18 protein-coding genes are annotated in these 17542 nt (G+C 70.6%); 4 read left to right on the top strand and 14 right to left on the bottom strand.

The window, feature by feature from the left end:
* Positions 1 to 46: 46 nt before the first annotated feature.
* The 4 genes from NV348_RS11625 to NV348_RS11610 form a co-directional block, all read right to left on the bottom strand.
* Positions 47 to 2248 carry a 5-oxoprolinase/urea amidolyase family protein gene (locus NV348_RS11625; protein WP_447146928.1) on the bottom strand — a complete coding sequence of 734 codons (2202 nt, stop codon included), beginning with the start codon at positions 2246 to 2248 and terminating at the stop codon, positions 47 to 49.
* Entirely contained in the window at positions 2245 to 2865 is a 621-nt protein-coding gene (locus tag NV348_RS11620; protein WP_447146927.1) for an urea amidolyase associated protein UAAP2, read from the bottom strand. Before NV348_RS11620 ends, NV348_RS11625 begins: the two co-directional genes overlap by 4 nt.
* Entirely contained in the window at positions 2862 to 3614 is a 753-nt protein-coding gene (locus tag NV348_RS11615; protein WP_447146926.1) for a DUF1989 domain-containing protein, read from the bottom strand. Before NV348_RS11615 ends, NV348_RS11620 begins: the two co-directional genes overlap by 4 nt.
* Before the next feature lie 223 nt (positions 3615 to 3837).
* Entirely contained in the window at positions 3838 to 5373 is a 1536-nt protein-coding gene (locus tag NV348_RS11610) for an amino acid permease (RefSeq protein WP_447146925.1), read from the bottom strand.
* Positions 5374 to 5591: 218 nt separating this feature from the next.
* On the opposite strand from NV348_RS11610, the gene NV348_RS11605 reads away from it, so the two are divergent.
* Positions 5592 to 6269 (top strand): TetR/AcrR family transcriptional regulator, encoded by a 678-nt coding sequence (locus NV348_RS11605; RefSeq protein WP_447146924.1) that lies wholly within the window; start codon positions 5592 to 5594, stop codon positions 6267 to 6269.
* A 6-nt stretch (positions 6270 to 6275) separates the two neighbouring features.
* Here NV348_RS11605 and NV348_RS11600 read toward each other — a convergent pair whose 3' ends face one another.
* Positions 6276 to 7097: an alpha/beta fold hydrolase gene (locus NV348_RS11600; RefSeq protein ID WP_447146923.1), complete on the bottom strand. Its 822-nt coding sequence runs from the start codon at positions 7095 to 7097 to the stop codon at positions 6276 to 6278.
* 120 nt (positions 7098 to 7217) lie between these two features.
* Between NV348_RS11600 and NV348_RS11595 the strand changes: the two genes are divergently transcribed.
* Positions 7218 to 8213, top strand: coding sequence for a GlxA family transcriptional regulator (locus tag NV348_RS11595; protein WP_447146922.1), 996 nt, complete (start codon positions 7218 to 7220; stop codon positions 8211 to 8213).
* A 4-nt stretch (positions 8214 to 8217) separates the two neighbouring features.
* Here the strand turns inward: NV348_RS11595 and NV348_RS11590 are convergent, their stop codons facing one another.
* The 6 genes from NV348_RS11590 to NV348_RS11565 form a co-directional block, all read right to left on the bottom strand.
* Positions 8218 to 8745 (bottom strand): hypothetical protein, encoded by a 528-nt coding sequence (locus tag NV348_RS11590; RefSeq protein WP_447146921.1) that lies wholly within the window; start codon positions 8743 to 8745, stop codon positions 8218 to 8220.
* A 57-nt stretch (positions 8746 to 8802) separates the two neighbouring features.
* A complete protein-coding gene (locus NV348_RS11585; protein WP_447146920.1) occupies positions 8803 to 9600 on the bottom strand; it encodes a family 1 encapsulin nanocompartment shell protein in 798 nt (265 codons plus the stop codon).
* Entirely contained in the window at positions 9597 to 10652 is a 1056-nt protein-coding gene (locus tag NV348_RS11580) for a Dyp-type peroxidase (protein ID WP_447146919.1), read from the bottom strand. The genes NV348_RS11585 and NV348_RS11580 overlap by 4 nt, the downstream gene beginning before the upstream one ends.
* A gap of 72 nt (positions 10653 to 10724) precedes the next feature.
* The gene (locus NV348_RS11575) at positions 10725 to 11051 is read right to left on the bottom strand and encodes a cupin domain-containing protein (RefSeq protein WP_355273587.1); all 327 of its coding nucleotides are present in this window, start codon (positions 11049 to 11051) and stop codon (positions 10725 to 10727) included.
* A 103-nt stretch (positions 11052 to 11154) separates the two neighbouring features.
* Positions 11155 to 11643 carry a dihydrofolate reductase gene (locus NV348_RS11570; protein ID WP_447146918.1) on the bottom strand — a complete coding sequence of 163 codons (489 nt, stop codon included), beginning with the start codon at positions 11641 to 11643 and terminating at the stop codon, positions 11155 to 11157.
* On the bottom strand, positions 11640 to 12443 hold the full coding sequence (locus NV348_RS11565) for a thymidylate synthase (RefSeq protein WP_447146917.1): 804 nt from the start codon (positions 12441 to 12443) through the stop codon (positions 11640 to 11642). The genes NV348_RS11570 and NV348_RS11565 overlap by 4 nt, the downstream gene beginning before the upstream one ends.
* Before the next feature lie 45 nt (positions 12444 to 12488).
* Here NV348_RS11565 and cobF point away from each other — a divergent pair, with 45 nt between their 5' ends.
* Positions 12489 to 13229, top strand: a complete 741-nt coding sequence (gene cobF / locus NV348_RS11560) for a precorrin-6A synthase (deacetylating) (protein ID WP_447146916.1) — start codon at positions 12489 to 12491, stop codon at positions 13227 to 13229.
* A 232-nt stretch (positions 13230 to 13461) separates the two neighbouring features.
* The gene (locus NV348_RS11555) at positions 13462 to 14331 is read left to right on the top strand and encodes an Fpg/Nei family DNA glycosylase (protein ID WP_447146915.1); all 870 of its coding nucleotides are present in this window, start codon (positions 13462 to 13464) and stop codon (positions 14329 to 14331) included.
* A gap of 3 nt (positions 14332 to 14334) precedes the next feature.
* Here NV348_RS11555 and NV348_RS11550 read toward each other — a convergent pair whose 3' ends face one another.
* From NV348_RS11550 to pdxR, 3 genes are all read right to left on the bottom strand, one after another.
* Positions 14335 to 15774: a dihydrolipoyl dehydrogenase family protein gene (locus tag NV348_RS11550; protein WP_447146914.1), complete on the bottom strand. Its 1440-nt coding sequence runs from the start codon at positions 15772 to 15774 to the stop codon at positions 14335 to 14337.
* Positions 15771 to 16016, bottom strand: coding sequence for a DUF2630 family protein (locus tag NV348_RS11545; RefSeq protein WP_355273570.1), 246 nt, complete (start codon positions 16014 to 16016; stop codon positions 15771 to 15773). The genes NV348_RS11550 and NV348_RS11545 overlap by 4 nt, the downstream gene beginning before the upstream one ends.
* Positions 16017 to 16123: 107 nt before the next feature.
* Entirely contained in the window at positions 16124 to 17509 is a 1386-nt protein-coding gene (pdxR, locus tag NV348_RS11540; protein WP_447146913.1) for a MocR-like pyridoxine biosynthesis transcription factor PdxR, read from the bottom strand.
* Positions 17510 to 17542: the final 33 nt, after the last annotated feature.

Genomic DNA, 17542 nt, shown 5'->3' with positions numbered 1-17542 from the left:
GCGCTAGCGGCGGACGGCACGGTGTGCGAGCGGGTTCCAGCCGGGATCAGTCGGTGAGTTCTCCGGCGGAACGCCAGGAGTGGCGTTCGGCGGCGAAGGCCTCGGCCTGGACGGCGCGGAAATCGGTGATGGCGGCCGCGTTGTCGGCGAGGAAGGCGCGGTAGTCGGCGAGGCGGAATTCGCCTTCTTCGGTGGGGATGTCCACCTTGCCCGCGGCGAAATCCGCACGCAGGTCGAGGAGTTCATCGGGCTCGACGGGATGCCAGCGGATGCGGTCGAAATAGCGCAGGAGCCAGGGGGTTTCGGGGTCGGTGGGAAACCGGTCGACGCCGGGGCCCGCGATGCCGGCCGGACGGGCACGGTGGTTCCAGACCTGGGTGGTGCGGCCGACGAACTGGTAGCCGCCGGGACCCTCCATGCCGTAGATGCACAGGTAGGCGCCGCCGATGCCGACGGCGTTCTCGGGGGTCCAGGTGCGGGCGGGGTTGTACTTGGTGGTGACGAGGCGGTGGCGGGGGTCGGTGGGCGTGGCGACGGGGGCGCCCAGGTAGACGTCGCCAAGGCCGAGGACCAGGTATTCGGCGTCGAAGACGGTGCGGTAGACGTCGTCGACCGAGGCCAGGCCGTTCATCCGGCGGATGAACTCGATGTTCCACGGGCACCACGGAGCGTCGGCGCGGACGCCGTGCATGTAGCGGGTGATCGCCTCCCGGGTGGCGGGGTCGTCCCAGGACAGCGGCAGGTGCACGGTGCGGCTCGGGACGACGAGCTGATCGGAATTCGGCAGGTGCGCTTCGGCTTCGGCGAGCAGATCGAGCAGCTGGGTGATCGGGAGAACGGCCGGGTCGACCCGGATCTGCAGGGAGCGGATGCCGGGGGTGAGTTCGACGACGCCGCGCAGACCCGCCGCGATCAAATGCTGGTGCAGCGCGTGGACACGGGCCCGCAGGCCGAGAGCCAAAGTGAGCGTGCCGTATTCGACGAGGACGCCGTCGTCGCCTTGGCGGCGGTAGGTCACGCCGGTCTCGTCGTCGACCTCGGTGCGGCGCAGGATGCCGTCGTCGCCGTCGCGGCCTGCGGAGAGCACGGTGCCGAACGACGCCCGTCGACGCGCGCCGAGTTCGCCTGCGGGCGCGGCGTGTTCGGCGCGAACCGGGACGAATCGCACCTTGTCACCCGGGGTGAGCTGGCCGAGCTTCCAGCGATCGGCCGCGACCACCGTCACCGGGCAGACGAAGCCGCCCAGGCTCGGGCCGTCGGGGCCGAGCAGGATGGGGGTGTCGCCGGTGAAGTCGAGGGCGCCGATCGAGTAGGCGTTGTCGTGGATGTTCGACGGGTGCAGACCCGCCTCGCCGCCGTCGGTGCGGGCCCACTCCGGCTTCGGGCCGATCAGGCGCACACCGGTGCGGTCGGAGTTGAAGTGCACCTCGTAGTCGGTGCCGATGATGGTGTCGAAATCGGTGCGGGTGAAGAACTCCGGTGCACCGTGTGGCCCTTCGGTGACGGCCAGTTCCCAGCGGTGACCGAAGGCGGGGATGTCGGCCATGGGGACGGCGGGGGCGAGACGGGTGGCCGGTGCGCCGAGCATCAGCGACTCGTCGGCGCGCAGGGCCGCGCCGGTACCGCCACCGAATTTGCCCAGCGTGAAGGTCGCCGCGCTACCGAGGAATTGCTCGACGTCGATCCCGCCGGAGACCAGGAGGTAGGTGCGCATGCCGGGGCCCCGGATCGCGCCGATGTCGAGGACCCCGCCGGCCGGGACCTCGACGGTGCGCCACTGCTCGACCGGCCGGCCGTCGACGCGCACGTCGGCGACCGCGCCGGTCACGCAGACCCAGGTCGTTTCGGTGAACCGCAGCGCCGGTCCGCCCAGCGTGCACTCCAGCCCGGCCGCCCCCTCGGGATTACCGAGCACCCGGTTGCCGAGCCGGAACGACAGGTCGTCCATCGGGCCGGACGGCGGAACACCGATGTGCCAGTAGCCGATTCGGCCCGGCCAGTCCTGCACGGTGGTCTGCATGCCGGGGCGGAGGACTTGCACGGACCTGGTACCGACGGGCAGCGTGGCCGCGCTGCCCGGCGCGGCCGCCACCGCGTCGGGCCCGCGTGTGCCGGCGGCGGTTTCGGGTAGACCCGTGCCGGTAGGGGCATCCGGGATCGGCGCTACGGGAGTGTGACGACCACGCTGCGGGGTGACCGAGAGGCGGGAGGTGTCGACGTCGGCGGATCGGGTATCGGTGAGGCTCATCGGGTCACCACCATGCGAACCGGCGTCGGGTCGAAACCGTTGCAGGGGTTGTTGATCTGCGGGCAGTTGGAGACCAGCACCAGGGTGTCGACCTCGGCCCGCAAGGTGACCTTCTTGCCCGGCGCCGACAGCCCGTCGACGATGCCGAGCGTGCCGTCGGCCTCGACCGGGACATTCATGAACCAGTTGATGTTGGACACCAGATCCCGCTTGCCCAAGCCCCATTCGAGTGCCGCGGTGAGGAAGTTCTCCACGCAGGCGTGCTGGTGGCGGGTGTGGTGGCCGTAGCGCAGGGTGTTGGATTCCTGGGAGCACGCGCCGGCGATGGTGTCGTGGTTGCCGACCTCGTCGGCGACGACCGTCATCAGCGGGGTGCCCGCCTCGGTCAGCAGGACGCTGCCGGTGGTGAGGAAGATGTTGCGCTGTGCGGCGATGGTGGCCTGGGCGCTGTAGCGGTCGGTGCGGTCGGCGGCCGAGTAGAGCAGGCAGTCGACGGCCTGGTTGCCGTGCAGGTCGATGATCTCGAGCTGATCGCCCGCGCGGACGATCGCCGACCACGGCGCCTGGGCGGGGACGGTCTCGTCGAGGACGACGGTGCGGATGGTCGCCGTGGTCATGCCAGAACCTCCGAGTTCAGTGCGGCCGCCCAGGCGGCTTCGGTGTTGTCCACGGCCCGCCGGTATTCGGGGTCGTCGTTGGCGGTGGCGGCGAGCTCGGCCGGTGCCGACCAGGCCAGCAGATCGAGGTCGCCGGTGGGCCGATCGTCGAGAGGATGGGCGGCATTGGCGATCAGCAGCGTCACCGGGAGATGCATGAGCAGGTCGACCGCGGCCCCGGCGGGCGCATTGCCGGTCGGGACGAGACCGCCGTCGGCCTCGACCCGGACGCCACGGAACAGCGCGACCGACGGGCCGATATCGCGGGGTTCCAGGCCCTGCTTGGCGCCGGCCAGGTGCAGCTGGTGGCGGCCTGCCGCGCTCGGTCCGCACAGGGTGTCGTGGTGTCCGGAGGTATCGGTGCGGACGGTGGCGAGTACCCGGCCCTGGTCGGACAGCAGCGGGTGGCCCGCGCTCAGGTAGGCCTGCCACGGCACCTTCACGGTGTCGGCGACATTGAGCCGCTCCCAGGGCGATCCAGCGCGCAGCAGGAACAGGTGCGCGCAGGCGGTGCCGGACGGGTCCGCCAGCCGGACCCGAGTACCACGGCCCAGCACCACGTTCGCGTAGCCGCCGGTGGGGATGCGCTGCGCGAGAACAACTGCCGCTGGATCGACCCCGGCAGGGGTATCGGGCCGGTCGATCGTGGCCGCCGCGGCCTGGGCGCGCGCGTGGGCGCGAGCCCCGTCGGTGGATCGAGTACTCGTCATGGTGATCTCCTGTGTTTATTGGAGCGCTGGCGCGCTCGAGGTCGCGGCCCCTTGGGTCCCGCCGATCAGGCGCCGTTGCTTGCTCCTTCGTCGCTTGCGCAACGGCGCCTGATCGGCGGGACGGCCGCGACGGCCGACTTCGTCGGCCTGCCCCTCCTCGAGGTCGGGGCGTGCGGGGCCGGGTGGGTGGGTATCGGCCTGTCCGGGGAGAGTTGGCGGTGGATCAAGCTGTGGCGGGGGCGGTTTCGGACAGCGGGAGGTCGTCCTTGGTGGCCACTACCCAGCGGTAGACGATGGTGCCTGCGGTCAGGATCACCGCTACCGACAGCGGGCCTGCCCACAGTTGCCACCAGCTGCCGCCCGCGGGGGTGTAGACCTCCGGGCGTGGCCAGGCGAGGTTGATCACCATCGCGATGCCCCAGACCACCGCGAGCGCGTTGATCGGGACGCCCCAGCGGCCGAGGGTGAACAGGGTCGGGTCGTCCACGGCGGGCAGGCCCTTGATCCTGCGCACCAGCAGCGGCACGGTGACCAGCAGGTACGCCAGGTACAGGCTGACGATGCAGACGCTGGCCAGGGTGGCGAAGATGGCCGGGTTGCCCAGGTTGAGCATCAGCAGGCCGATGCCGAGCGCGCCGATCACCACGGCGGGCCACACGGGGGTGCCGAAGCGCGGGTGCACGGTCGACAGGGCCTTCGAGAACGGGAGCTTGCCGTCGCGTGCCATCGAGAACATCAGGCGCGAGCCCGCCGTCTGGATCGCCAGGGTGCACACGATCACCGCGACGGCGACGCAGCCGAGCAGGACCGAACCGGCGGGGCTGTTCAGCTTCGAGGTGATGACGTAAGCCAGTCCGCCCGAAGCCAATTCGCCGTCGGACAGGCTGGGTGCGGCCATCAGCGCGCCGAGCAGCATGAGCCCGCCGCCGAGCGCCGACACCGACAGGGCCAGCAGAATCGTGCGCGGGGCGACCCGGCGCGGGTTCTTGGTCTCCTCGGAGAGCTCACCGGCGGAGTCGAAGCCGACCATCACGTACGCGGCCATCAGGCCGGAGACCAGGAACGCCGCCCAGTACGGGCCGGGGGTGGCCTGATCGGTCTGCAGGACCACGCCGGGACCGCGCTCGGTGCCGGTGAAGAACAGTGCGATGATCGCCAGCACGCCGACGATCTCCACGGTGACGCCGATCGAGTTGATCTTCGCCATCAGGTCGATGCCGATGACATTGATCGTGGTGGTGACCACCAGCAGCACGCTGCCCAGCAGCACCGCGTTCATCGCGCCGTCGCGGGAGGTCAGCGCGGTATCGGTGCCGATGAACTGGAATCCGCTCCAGATCGTCGGCAGCACCACCTGCAGGGCGATGGCGGCCGCGGCGGCCGTGACGACCTGCGCGATCACCATCATCCAGCCGGCGAACCAGCCGATCAGCCCGCCCGCCAGCCGGCGCGACCACTGATAGATACAGCCGGAGATCGGATACCGGGCGGCCAGTTCGGCGAAGTTCAGCGCCACCAGGAACTGGCCGGCGAAGACCAGCGGCCAGGTCCAGAAGAACGCGGCGCCGCCGAACGAATAGCCGAAGCCGAAGAACTGGAAGATCGTGGTGAGGATGGAGACGAACGAGAACCCTGCCGCGAAGGACGCGTAGCGTCCGAGCTTGCGGTGCAGGACCGGTTGGTAGCCGAATGCGGCGAGATCGGCGCTGTCGCGGCCGGTGTCGGGCCGAACAGCAGCGGTATCGAGAGTCGTGGCCATGTCGGTGTCCTTCGGCGGTGCGGCCAAATATCTATCAGTCGATAGTTTTGCGCGCGCGATCGCTCGAACGGTGTCGTGCGTGTATCGGCTGTGCGGCCCGCGGTAACTTCTGCGTTGCCCACGTTTCTATCGAGTGACAGGAATTCGACCGACCGGCATCCTCGCTGGTGAGGTGCCCGCTGCGGCCCAGGTCGGGGCCCGGTGACAGAATCTTGGACGTGGCAAACCTCGGTCCCGGGCGTCCCCGGCTGGAACAGCGGCGTAGGCAGGGGACGACGCCGCGCGCGGAGATCCTCGACGCGGCGGCGGAACTGTTCACCACCAAGGGCTATGCCAATACCTCCACCAGGGCGGTGGCCGACGCGGTCGGGATCAGGCAGGCCTCGCTGTATCACCACTTCGCCGCCAAGGACGACATCCTCGACGCGCTACTGGCCGAAACCGTCGCGGGCCCGGTCGAGCTGGCGCAGCGGATGGGCGCCGAACCCGCCGACGCCGCGACGCGGCTCTACGCGCTCGCGCTGTTCGACGTGCGCCAGTTGCGCGCCGCGCGCTGGAATCTCGGCGCGCTGTATCTGCTGCCGGAGTTGCGCACCGAACGGTTCGCCACCTTCCGGCGCCGCCGTGACGAACTGCGCGAGCACTACGAACGGCTCGCGGCCGAATCCGCCGCGGCCACCGGGCAATCCGGCGACGCGCGGATCCTGCCGTTCCGGCTGGTCGAGACGGTGATCGGGATCCGGTCCGATGCCGGGACGGCGGGCGAGGACACCGAGCGCGTGATCCCGGACGCGATCCTGCGCATCGTCGGGTTCACCGGTGACACCTCGGCGGTCCGCACGGCCGCCGAGGTGCTGCTCACCCGGCTGGCCGCGCAGCCCACCGACCCGGACTGAACGCGATCAGTCGGCGATGAACGCGAGAATATCGGCGATGAGCTCCTGCTGGTAGGCGCCGAAGATGCCGTGCGGCGCACCGGGATACACCTTGAGCGTGCCGTCCTTCACGAGCTCGATCGACTTCAGCGCGGCACCGGCGATCGGCACGATCTGGTCGTCGTCGCCGTGGGCGATGAAGATCGGCACCTCGAGCGCCCGCAGATCCTCGGTGAAATCGGTCGCCGAGAACGCCGCGACACACTCGTAGGCGGCCTGGATGCCGGCCAGCATGCCCTGGCGCCAGAAGTCGTCCTGCGCGCCCTTCGACCCGGCCACGCCCGCGCGGTTGAAGCCGAAGAACGAGGGTGCGAGCTCCTGATAGAAGGTGGACCGGTCGGCGAGCACACCGGCGCGGATGCCGTCGAACACCTCCATCGGCAGACCGTCGGGATTGGACTCGGTCGCGACCATGATCGGCGGTACCGCGCCGATGGTGACGACCTTGGCGACACGGTCCCTGCCGTGCTGGGCCGCGTAGCGGACGACCTCACCACCGCCGGTCGAGTGTCCGATCACGACGACATCGCGCAGGTCGAGGGATTCGATGAGCTCGGCGAGGTCGCGCGCGTAGGTGTCCATGTCGTTGCCCTGCCACGGCTGCGACGAGCGGCCGTGTCCCCGGCGGTCGTGGGCGATGACGCGGTATCCGGCGTCGGCCAGGGTCTTGCGTTCCAGCGCCCACGCGTCGGAGCTCAGCGGCCAGCCGTGGCTGAAGACGACGGGTCGTCCGGTGCCCCAGTCGGAGAAGTAGATCTCGGTGCCGTCGGACGTGGTGAAGTAGGGCATTTCGCTCCCGTCGCAGAGATGGATGGCTAGGTTGCCCATCGTTGTCGCGCGGGCGGCGGCTGTCGCCTGCCGGAACGGCCGTGGATCCCGCTCTTTCGGACACGCACTAGATTCATCGGCATGTCTGTGTCCCCGGAACGTGCTCGGCCCACCGTCTCCACGGGGCGACGGCGTATCGGGTTTCTCCTGTTCGACGGGGTGAAATCGCTCGACTATGTCGGTCCCGCCGAGGTTTTCATCGAGGCGAACCAATTCGCCGATGCCTACGAGGTGATGTTGTTCTCGCCCACCGGCGAGCCGGTGCGCAGCTCGGTCGGCGGGGTTGCGGTGACGGCGGCGGCGGCCGACGCCCCCGACCTCGACACGCTCGTGATCCCGGGGAGCGAGGTTCGTCCCGTCGAGTTCGTCGGACCCGAACTCGTCGAGGCGGCGCGTGTTCTCGCCGCCCGCAGCCGCCGGGTCGTCTCGATCTGCAGCGGCGCCTTCGTGCTCGCCGAGCTGGGGATGCTGGACGGCCGCGGCGCGACCACACACTGGAAGTTCGCCGCCGAGCTCGCGCGCCGGTACCCGGCTATCGATGTGCGGGCGGATCGAATCTTCGTGTACGAGGCCGACATCGCGACCTCGGCCGGTGTCGCCGCGGGAATCGACCTCGCGCTGGCGCTGGTGGGGGAGGATCTCGGCAGCTCGATCGCGCGCCAGGTCGCCCAAGGGCTACTCGTGTACCTGCAGCGTTCCGGCGGGCAGACCCAGTTCTCGACGCCGCTGCGCGCTGTCGCGCTGCCGCCGGGTCCGGTGCGGATGGTGACCGATCTTATCGCCCAGGATCCGGCCAAGCGCCATAGCGTGCGGGATCTCGCCCGGCACGTGAATGTGAGTCCGCGCCACCTCACCCGGCTCTTCACCGAGGAGACCGGGCTCGGTCCGGCCGAGTACGCGGCGAGCGTGCGGTTCGATCTGGCCCGCGCCCGGATCGAGGAGGGCAGCTCGGTGAGCCGGGCCGCGGCCGACGCGGGATTCTCCAGTGCCGAGGCGCTGCGCCGTACCTTCGTCGCGCGGCTCGGAGTGTCGCCCTCGGACTACCGGCGGGGATTCAAGGCCGGGATGAGCGCGTAGCGCGTCAGCGCGAGGTGGGTGGGGCGATCTGCCAGTGCTGGTTGAGTGCGCCCGCGATCTCGGGCAGCACCGTGACCGGGATCCGCTTGGCGCGCAACATCTCCCGGATCTCGGTGACCTGCTCGCGTTTGCGCATGTCGTAGGCGCCCGCGACCGGGCGCACCACCGGCGGGATGGACAACAGGACCAGCTCGTCGGCGGACCCGCCGTTCAGGTCGAGCGCCAGCGCCCAGCGGGAGCGCTCGTCGAGGGTGAAGCGGCCGGCGACGACGCGGTCCCACGGCACGGTCGACGAGCGGAACGGCGTCCTGGCGTAGATGGCGTGCTCGGTGAGCTCGACGACATCGCGCACGAACAGCGCCACCCCCGCCGCCACCCCGGCGATCGCGCCGACGAGCAGGCCGGTGATCACCCGGTTCACCCCGAACATCGCCACGAACAGCCCGATGACGCCGGTGGTGACCAGCATCCCGATCAGGCAGTAGAACAGGCTCCGACCAGCGGGCACGACACCGGCACGCACGACCGCCATGCGAAACCTCCCTCTCACGAACTCGCGGCCCACCCTAGCGGGTGGGCCGCGCCGGGCTCACGACCCGAGCGATACCGCCGCTTCGGAGGTCTCGACCAGGAACGTGAACGTCTCCTGGAAGTACAGCCGCACGGTCTCGGCGTCGTGGCTGAGGTAGCCGATCGACAGATCCTGGCCCAGGGCCAGCTCGAAGTCGCCGCCCCGGGTGGTGAGCGCGAAACCACCGGTGATCGCGGGCGCCCAGATGATCTCGCCGTCGATCAGCCGCTCGATGTGGGTGCGGATCGGGTGACCGTGATCGGAGGTCTCGCTGACCTGCGTGTACAGCTCGGCGCTGAGCACCACCGAGTACGGGCCCTGCACACCGGCCAGGCGCAGCCCGGTGAGCGCGTGCGAGATCGCGTCGGGGATGTCGACGACATTGCCCGGCAGCGCGACCGGGGTATTGGAGGCGGCGTCGCGGATGCCGGTGATGCCGGCGGCGGCGTAGCTCTCGAAGATCGCGCGGTCCTCGGCGAAGGCGATCTTCTGGGCGGCGGCCTTGAGGTTGTCGAAGTCGGCGTCGCCCGCGCCGCGCTCGATGTCGTCGAGTTCGCTGCGTTTCAGGGTGAACGGCACCCGAAGTTCGACCAGCGGCTGTACCACGCGCTGATGGGCGACGACGCCGTCATCAGGCGAGGAGATCGCGGTCAACCTGCCGCGGTTGCGCGCCGAGTAGGCGACGCCGTGCGGACCCGAGACGTCGACGACCCGGCGCCCGGCGATATTGCGCTTGAACGTGCGGGTGGCTTCCTCTTCGATCTGCGCCCAGGCCTCGTCGGTGATCGGCGCGAGTTCGCGATGCAGGTTGTTCATTCAGATCTCCTTTTCATCGAGCCGATGGCGAGCGAGCCGTCCGAGCCGGTAGCGGCGGCGTCGGCCCGTTCCACCGGGGGGAACACGGGCAGCGAATCGGAAATTTCCTCGGTGGCAACGGACTCGGGGGCGTCCGGCAGATCGTCGAGGAATTCGACGGTGGGCGTGAAGAACAGCGTGCCGGTGACCGCGAACGAGAAGTCGAGGATGCGGTCGTAGGCCGCCTCGCCGGTGCCGAGGAACATCCGTTCCAGCATGCGCTCGGTGACGCTCGGGGTGGCGGCGTAGGCGATGTAGTAGGTGCCGAACTCGCCCTGGCCGACCGTGCCGAACGGCATGTTGGCGCGCACGATCTGGCGTTCGGTGCCGTCGGCGTCGACCAGAGTGTTCACCGCGACATGGGAGTCGGCGGGCTTGATGTCGTCGGGCAGTTCGTAGTCGCCGAGCTTGGTCCGCCCGATCACCCGCTCCTGCTCCTCGATCGAGAGCGCGTTCCACTGGTCGAGCGGGTGGGTGTACTTCTGCACGATGACGTAGCTACCGCCGGTGAAATCCGGGTCCTCGTCGCCGATCAGCGCCGCCGAGTACGCGGCGCTGCCCTCGGGGTTCTCGGTGCCGTCGACGAAGCCGAGCAGATCGCGCTGCTCGAAGTAGCGGAAGCCGACGGTCTCGTCGACGATGGTCGCCGCGCCGCGCAGGCGCTCGCCGATCGCCATGGCGAGTTCGAAGCAGGCGCCCTGGGTCTCGCCCTTGATGTGGAACAGCAGGTCGCCCGGGGTGGTCGGCGCGCTGTGGATCGGGCCGTTGTAGCCGGGGAATTCGTGCAGCTCAACGGGTTTGGGGCCGGTGAACAGGCGGTCCCAGGCCGTCGAGCCGATCGAGGTGACACAGGTCAGGCCCTCGCCGGGCACCCGGAAACCCACCGAACGGCGCACACCGGAGATGTTCGACAGGAGGTCGCGGACCGCCGACTCGCCGCCCTCGTCGATGGTGGCGACGAGGAAGATAGCGGCCGGCGTGAGCGGTTCGAGGATCGGCTGTGGCTCACCCATGCCGTCCAGAGTAGAGCGCGGCGCCGACAGGTCCGCGGCACGCCTGGCGTGTCAGCGACCTTCAGGCAACCCCTATTTGGCGACGGTCAGCAGAAAGGCCACGTCATCGATGGCTTTGACGCTGTGCCGGGCACGCGGGACGACGATCAGATCACCCGCCGAACCCTTCCACTCGTCGGTGCCCGCGATCAGCACCAGCGTGCCGCTGAGAACCTGGATGGTGGCGTCGCCCGCGTTGTCGTGCTCGGCCAGGCTCTGGCCCTCGGTCAGGGCGACGACGGTCTGGCGCAGCGCATGGGTGTGGCCGCCGATGACGGTCTGCGAACTCCGGCCACTCGTCGAGGTGGCCGCCAGCTTGAGCTGTTGGCGGGCCACCGCGGTCAGCGATTTCTTGTCCATGGCATAGCGCCTTTCGCAGGCTCTCGCGGGGCTTGGTATCTGGGAGTATGCCCGAGACCGCGCCCGCGGTCGGGCGTTTTGCCAGACCGTTAGCCAGGCGTTGTCAGCGCCGGGTGTAGCGGCGAATGCGATAGCGGAGACCGGTTTTCGACTCCTGCCACGGAGTGTCCGGCGCCTGCCACTCCGGGCCGATGACCGGGGCGAACGCGTCGCCTGTTACCCGCGTGTCGACCTCGGTGACCAGCAGCGTTGTCGCCAGGGGGAGCGCGGCGCGGTAGATCTCGCCGCCGCCGGCCACCCAGAGCTCACCCGGTCCGGCCAGCGCCAGCGCGTCGGGGAGCGAGGCGGCGCGTTCGGCGCCCTCGGCAGCCCAATCAGTCTGGCGGGTGACCACGATGTTGCGGCGGCCCGCCAGCGGGCGGTAGGCCGCAGGCAGCGAGTCCCAGGTGCGCCTGCCCATGATCACCGGATGGCCCATCGTGGTGTCCCGGAAATTGGCCATGTCCTCGGGGAGACGCCACGGGATGGTGTTGTCGACGCCGATGACGCCGTCGGCGGCCTGCGCCCAGATGAGGCCGATCTGCCCGCTCACACCGCCACCGGCGCCTTGATGGCCGGGTGATGCTGGTAGCCGGTGAGCTCGATGTCGTCGTAGGTGTAGTCGAACAGGCTGGTCGCCGGGCGCAGGTGCAGTGTCGGGAAGGGGTACGGCTCGCGGCCGAGCTGTTCGCGCGCCTGGTCGACGTGGTTGTCGTAGATGTGCACGTCGCCGCCGGTCCAGATGAACTCACCCGGCTCGAGCTCGGTCTGCTGGGCCACCATCAGGGTGAGCAGCGCGTAGCTGGCGATATTGAACGGCACGCCCAGGAACAGGTCGGCGCTGCGCTGGTACAGCTGGCACGACAGCTTGCCGTCGGCGACGTAGAACTGGAAGAAGGCGTGGCACGGCGCCAGGGCCATCTTGTCCAGGTCGGCCACATTCCAGGCCGAGACGATCATCCGGCGCGAGTCCGGGTCGGTGCGCAGGGTGTGCAGCACCTGGGCGATCTGGTCGATGTGGGTGCCGTCGGGCGTCGGCCAGGAGCGCCACTGCACGCCGTAGACCGGGCCGAGCTCGCCCTTGTCGTCGGCCCACTCGTCCCAGATGGTCACGCCGTGCTCCCGCAGCCAGGACACGTTGGAATCGCCGCGCAGGAACCACAGCAGCTCGTAGGCGATCGACTTGAGGTGGACCCGCTTGGTGGTGATCAGCGGGAAGCTCTCGGCCAGGTCGTAGCGCAGCTGATGACCGAAGATGCTGCGGGTGCCGGTGCCGGTGCGATCGGCTTTGGGGGTGCCGTCCGCCAGCACGTGCCGGAGCAGATCCTCGTACTGCGTATCAGGAGTGGCCACGCCTGGCGATTCTACGGTGCACGGCACCTGGCAAGCTCTCCGCGTATGCGCAAGCTCTACGTGATCGGCATCGGTGCCGGTGACCCCGACCAGGTGACGATGCAGGCAGTCAAGGCCATGCGACACGCCGACGCCTTCTTCGTCATCGGCAAGGGCGCCGAGAAGCAGGAGCTCGTCGACGTGCGCACCGCGATCCTGGCCGAGCACGTCGAGGGCCCGCACCGGATCATCGAGATCACCGACCCGCCCCGGGACCGCACCCCCGACGACTACGCCGGCGTCGTGCGGGACTGGCACGAACGCCGCGCCGAACTGCTCGAGGCCGCCTTCGACGCGGTGGCCGGGGTCGGCGCGATCCTGGTGTGGGGCGACCCGGCGCTCTACGACAGCACCCTGCGCATGGTCGAGCACGTGCTGGACCGGGGCCGCACCGCGTTCGATTACGAGGTGATCCCCGGCGTCACCAGCGTGGCCGCGCTGGCCGCCCGCCACCGCATGGTGCTGCATCGCATCGGCGAACCGGTCCACGTCACCACCGGCCGCCGGCTGCGCGAGGAGGGCCTCGGCGCCGGCTCGACCGTGGTGATGCTCGACGGCGACTGCTCGTTCACCGAGATCCCCGGCGACGACGTGCACATCTGGTGGGGCGCCTACCTGGGCATGCCCGACGAAACCCTGATCGAGGGACCGCTGCGCGAGGTCGAGCAGCGGATCGTCGCCCGCCGCGCTGAACTGCGCGCCGCGAAGGGCTGGATCATGGACGTGTACCTCCTGCGGGGACGTTGACACCCGACCCGGCCACGCCCCGACCCAGCCACGCACCCCCGACCCAGCCACGCACCCCCCCACCCAGCCACGCACCCCCGACCCCGAGGAGGGGCGGCCGCGCAGCGGCCGGTTCGCGGCCGTCCCGCCGCTCAGGTGCCGCGGCGCAGGCGACGAAGGAGCAAGCCGCGGCACCTGAGCGGCGGGACACAAGGGGCCGCGAACCCGCGGCGCCAGCCGCTAAACTAACGCTGTGCCCGAGCTACCCGAGGTAGAGGCGCTGGCGCAGTTCCTACGGGATCACGCGGTCGGCGCGGTGGTGGGGCGAGTCGACGTGGCCGCGCTGAGCGCGGTGAAGACATTCGACCCGCCGGTCACGGCGCTGTCCGGACGGGATGTCACCGGGGCGGGGCGCTGGGGCAAGTTCCTCGGGATGAACTGCGGCGGGCTGTGGTTGATCACCCATCTGTCGCGTGGTGGCTGGCTGCGGTGGGTGGACGAACCGAATCCGTTGCCGCCCAAGCCGGGTGGGAAGTCGCCGCTGGCCTTGCGGGTGCATTTCTTCACCCCGGAGGGCGCGACGCCGTCGATCGATCTGACCGAGGCGGGGACGAAGAAGCGGCTGGCGGTCTATGTCGTCGACGATCCGAAGGCGGTGCCCGGCATCGCCCGGCTCGGGCCGGACGCGCTGGCGGTCACCGAGGACGAGTTCGCCGCCTTGCTGAAGGGCACCTCGCAGCGGATCAAGACCGCGCTGGTCGATCAGACGCTGATCGCGGGCATCGGCAACGCCTACTCCGACGAGATCCTGCACACCGCCCAGATCTCTCCGTTCGCGAATACGAAAACGCTCGCGGCGGACAAGGTTTCGCAGCTCTACACCGCACTGCGCGCAGTCCTGCTCGACGCGGTGCAGCGCTCGGTCGGGCAGGACGCGGCCAGGCTGAAGGGCGAGAAGCGGTCGGGCATGCGGGTGCACGCGCGCACCGGGCTGAAGTGCCCGGTGTGCGGTGACACCGTGCGCGAGGTGTCCTACGCCGAGCGCTCGTTCCAGTACTGCGCCACCTGCCAGACCGGCGGCAAGGTGCTCGCCGACCGGCGGATGTCGCGGCTGCTCAAGTAGGACTCAGCGGTCTCGCCACGCCTCCAGCAGCCGCAACCAGAACTCGCTGACGGCGGGAAACGCCGGCACGGCATGCCACAGCGTCTCCAGCGGAACCCGGCCGACCACCGCGATGGTCGCCGCGTGCAACTGCTCGCCCATGTCGGGGCCGACGAAGGTCGCGCCGAGCAGTCGGTCGGACGCGGTGTCGACGACGAGCTTCGCGCGGCCACGGAAATCGTCGCGGGACAGCGACGAACCGGCGACCGCGATATCGATATCGACGGTGTCGACGGCGTGCCCGGCGGTGCGCGCCTCGTGTTCGGTGATGCCGACGGAGGCGAGTTCCGGTGCGGTGTAGACGACCTGGGGCACCTGCTGGCGGTCGGCGCTCGCGGTGAACCGGGGCCGGTCCAGCGGCCTGCCCTCGGCGCGGGCGGCGATGACGTCACCGCATACCCTGGCCTGGTACTTGCCCATATGGGTCAGCGCCGCACGGTGATTCACGTCGCCGACGGCGTAGAGCCAGTGGCCGGGCACACCGCGGACGGTCAGCTGGTCGTCGACCTCGACATAGCCCGGGGGCAGGCCGACGGCGTCGAGCCCGAGCCCGTCGGTGGCGGGGGTGCGGCCGGTGGCGACGACGAGTTCGTCGACCTCGAGTTCGCCGTCGTCGAGGACCAGGGTGACCGGCCCGCCGTGGATGCGGCCGACGCCGGTGTCGGCGGGGTCGCGCCGGGAGATCAGCGACGGTTCGGTGTGCAGCCGCACCGTGACGACGCCGGTGTCGCGCAGGCCGCGCAGCACCAGCTCGGCGGCGAAGGGTTCCGCGCGTGGCAGCAGGCGGTCACCGCGGACCAGCATCGTCACCTCCTCGGCGCCGAGTTCGGCCAGCCAGGTGGCGGCCTCGCAGGCGACCACGCCGCCGCCGATGATGGCGACCCGGCGCGGGACGACCGTCAGATTGGTGACGTCACGGGAGATCCACGGCAGGGCCGCATCGATGCCGGGAACGCGCGGCATGGCGGCGGTGGTGCCGGTGGCGAGCACGACCGCGTGCCGGGCGCGCAGGACGCGGACGCCGTCGTCGGTGGCGACCTCGACGAGCCGTTCGCCCAGCAGCCTGCCTGCGCCGCGAACCGGGTCGATGCGGGCCGACTTCGCCCAGTCGACCTGCGAGGTGTCGTCGCGATCGTGGGTGAAGGCGTCGCGGCGGGCGAGTACGTCGGCCACCTGCGGGCCGCTCGCGGTCACGCCCGGCATCGCCCGGCCCAGGCCCAGGACGGCGCCGGAACGCAGCAGCGCCTTGCTGGGGATGCACGCCCAGTAACTGCACTCGCCGCCGAACAGTTCCCGTTCGACGAGCGCGGCGGTGCGGTCACTGCCCGCGATGGCGTAGGCGGCGGCGTTCTCGCCTGCCGGGCCCGCGCCGAGGACGATGACGTCGTATTCGGCGTCGGTCACTGCAGATAACCCTCGACTTCACGCGGGGAACGCATCTCGGTGTCGTTGGGGGATTCGTCGGCGCCGGAGCGGGCGCGGCGCTGCCGCAACAGGTCCCACGCCTGATCGAGCATCACCTCCAGCTGGGCCAGCTGCTGGCGTTCGGCGACCGGGTCGATCTCGCCCGCGGTGGCCTTGGCGCGCAGGGCGTGCTCGTCGTCGACCAGTTGTTTGATCCGCGCCAGAATGTCCTGATCGTTCATGTGCTCACCGCTTCGATGGTCGGAGGGGTAGTGCCCGAACAGCGACCCGCACGGGGTCGGGGTCCATGCTACGACCGTGCCGGGTGCCTGCGCGGTGATCATGAGCGCTATCGGGACAGATCGCCCCGCGCGGCGGCGAGGCAGTCGGCCGCGATCGGCACCGTGGCGGCCAGCTCGGCCGGGCTCGGAGCGGTGTAGCCGATGGCGACGCCGAACCGGTATTCCTCGGCCAGGTGATGCCGGGCGAGACCGTCGAGCAGGACGCCACGGGCGCGGGCGGCGGCGATCGCGCGCTGTTCGGCGGCCGCGTCGGGGAGTTCGACGACCACGTGCGAGCCCGCGTCGTCACCGAGCACCGGCAGGCCGCGGCGGGCGAGCGTGTCGACTACCAGGGCGCGCCGTGGCGGCACCACCCGGCGCAGGCGGCGCAGGTGGCGGGCCAGGTCGCCGTGCCGGGCGAACTCGCTGAGCACCCGCTGGCCTGCCGGGCTGGGGGCGGTGCCGGTGTCGGCGCGGTAGGCGAGCACCGCCTCGGCGATATCGGGCCTGGCCACCAGCCAGCCGACGCCGAGGGTGGTGGCGATGATCTTGCTGGTGGTGCCGAGATGCACGACCACGTCGGGCGCCATCGCGGCCAGCAGTGGCAACGGCGCTGTGTCGTAGCGCAATTCGCCGTCGTAGTCGTCCTCGATGACGAAGCTGCCGGTCGCCCTGGCGAATTCGATCAGCTCGACCCGGCGGGCCGCCGGCATCCGCGCGCCGAGCGGGAACTGGTGCGCCGGTGTGCAATAGACCGCCCGCACGCCGGCCGGAATCAGGTCGACCCGCAGTCCGTCGGCGTCGACCGGGACGGGCAGGACGCGGATGCCCGCGGCTCGCAACGCGCCGACGGCCCGCTGATAGCCGGGGTCCTCGATGGCGACGGTGTCGCCCGGCCGTAGCAGCGCCGACGCCAGTTCGCCGACGCCTGCGCTCGTGCCCGCCGTGGCGAGCACCACCGACGCGGCCCCCGCGGCCAGGCCGCGATGCCGCAGCAGGTGGTCGGCGACGGCGACCCGGAAGGCGGGTTCGCCCGCCCGGTCCTTGCGGGCGTCGGCGGGCTGGTCACCCGCCGCGCGCCAGGCCCGGCGCCAGGCGGCCGGGTCGACGGCCTCCGCGCACGGCGCGCCGGGGCTCAGATCGAGCAGGCCCGCGCCGGGATCGGCATCGACACCGGGGTCGGTGCGCGGTGGCGCGGCGGCGGGAGCGGTGCGCAGGTAGGTGCCCGACCCACGCCGACCGGCGATCCAGCCTTCCGCGTGCAGCTGGTCGTAGGCGGTCGACACCACGGCCCGGCTCACCCCGAGTCGCTGGGCGAGGGTGCGCGAGGAGGGCAGCCGCTCGCCGACGCGCAGGACCCCGCCGGTCGCCGCGGCGCGCAAGGCCTCGGCTACCTGCACCGACAGCGGTTCGGGCGCGGTGCGGTCGAGCGGAATCGGCAGATCGTCGAGCATCGCCCACCTCGAATTGGCCTGTTGATCTTCTGT

The organism is Nocardia fodinahabitans (assembly GCF_052983615.1).
The sequence above is the reverse complement of the archived record's forward strand: the minus strand, read 5'-3'. Positions and strand labels throughout refer to the sequence as shown.

Coding starts and splice junctions, on each gene's coding strand:
- NV348_RS11625 (WP_447146928.1), bottom strand. CDS start 2,248: ATGAGCCTCACCGATACCCGATCCGCCGACGTCGACACCTCCCGCCTC.
- NV348_RS11620 (WP_447146927.1), bottom strand. CDS start 2,865: ATGACCACGGCGACCATCCGCACCGTCGTCCTCGACGAGACCGTCCCC.
- NV348_RS11615 (WP_447146926.1), bottom strand. CDS start 3,614: ATGACGAGTACTCGATCCACCGACGGGGCTCGCGCCCACGCGCGCGCC.
- NV348_RS11610 (WP_447146925.1), bottom strand. CDS start 5,373: ATGGCCACGACTCTCGATACCGCTGCTGTTCGGCCCGACACCGGCCGC.
- NV348_RS11600 (WP_447146923.1), bottom strand. CDS start 7,097: ATGCCCTACTTCACCACGTCCGACGGCACCGAGATCTACTTCTCCGAC.
- NV348_RS11595 (WP_447146922.1), top strand. CDS start 7,218: ATGTCTGTGTCCCCGGAACGTGCTCGGCCCACCGTCTCCACGGGGCGA.
- NV348_RS11590 (WP_447146921.1), bottom strand. CDS start 8,745: ATGGCGGTCGTGCGTGCCGGTGTCGTGCCCGCTGGTCGGAGCCTGTTC.
- NV348_RS11585 (WP_447146920.1), bottom strand. CDS start 9,600: ATGAACAACCTGCATCGCGAACTCGCGCCGATCACCGACGAGGCCTGG.
- NV348_RS11580 (WP_447146919.1), bottom strand. CDS start 10,652: ATGGGTGAGCCACAGCCGATCCTCGAACCGCTCACGCCGGCCGCTATC.
- NV348_RS11575 (WP_355273587.1), bottom strand. CDS start 11,051: ATGGACAAGAAATCGCTGACCGCGGTGGCCCGCCAACAGCTCAAGCTG.
- cobF (WP_447146916.1), top strand. CDS start 12,489: ATGCGCAAGCTCTACGTGATCGGCATCGGTGCCGGTGACCCCGACCAG.
- NV348_RS11545 (WP_355273570.1), bottom strand. CDS start 16,016: ATGAACGATCAGGACATTCTGGCGCGGATCAAACAACTGGTCGACGAC.
- pdxR (WP_447146913.1), bottom strand. CDS start 17,509: ATGCTCGACGATCTGCCGATTCCGCTCGACCGCACCGCGCCCGAACCG.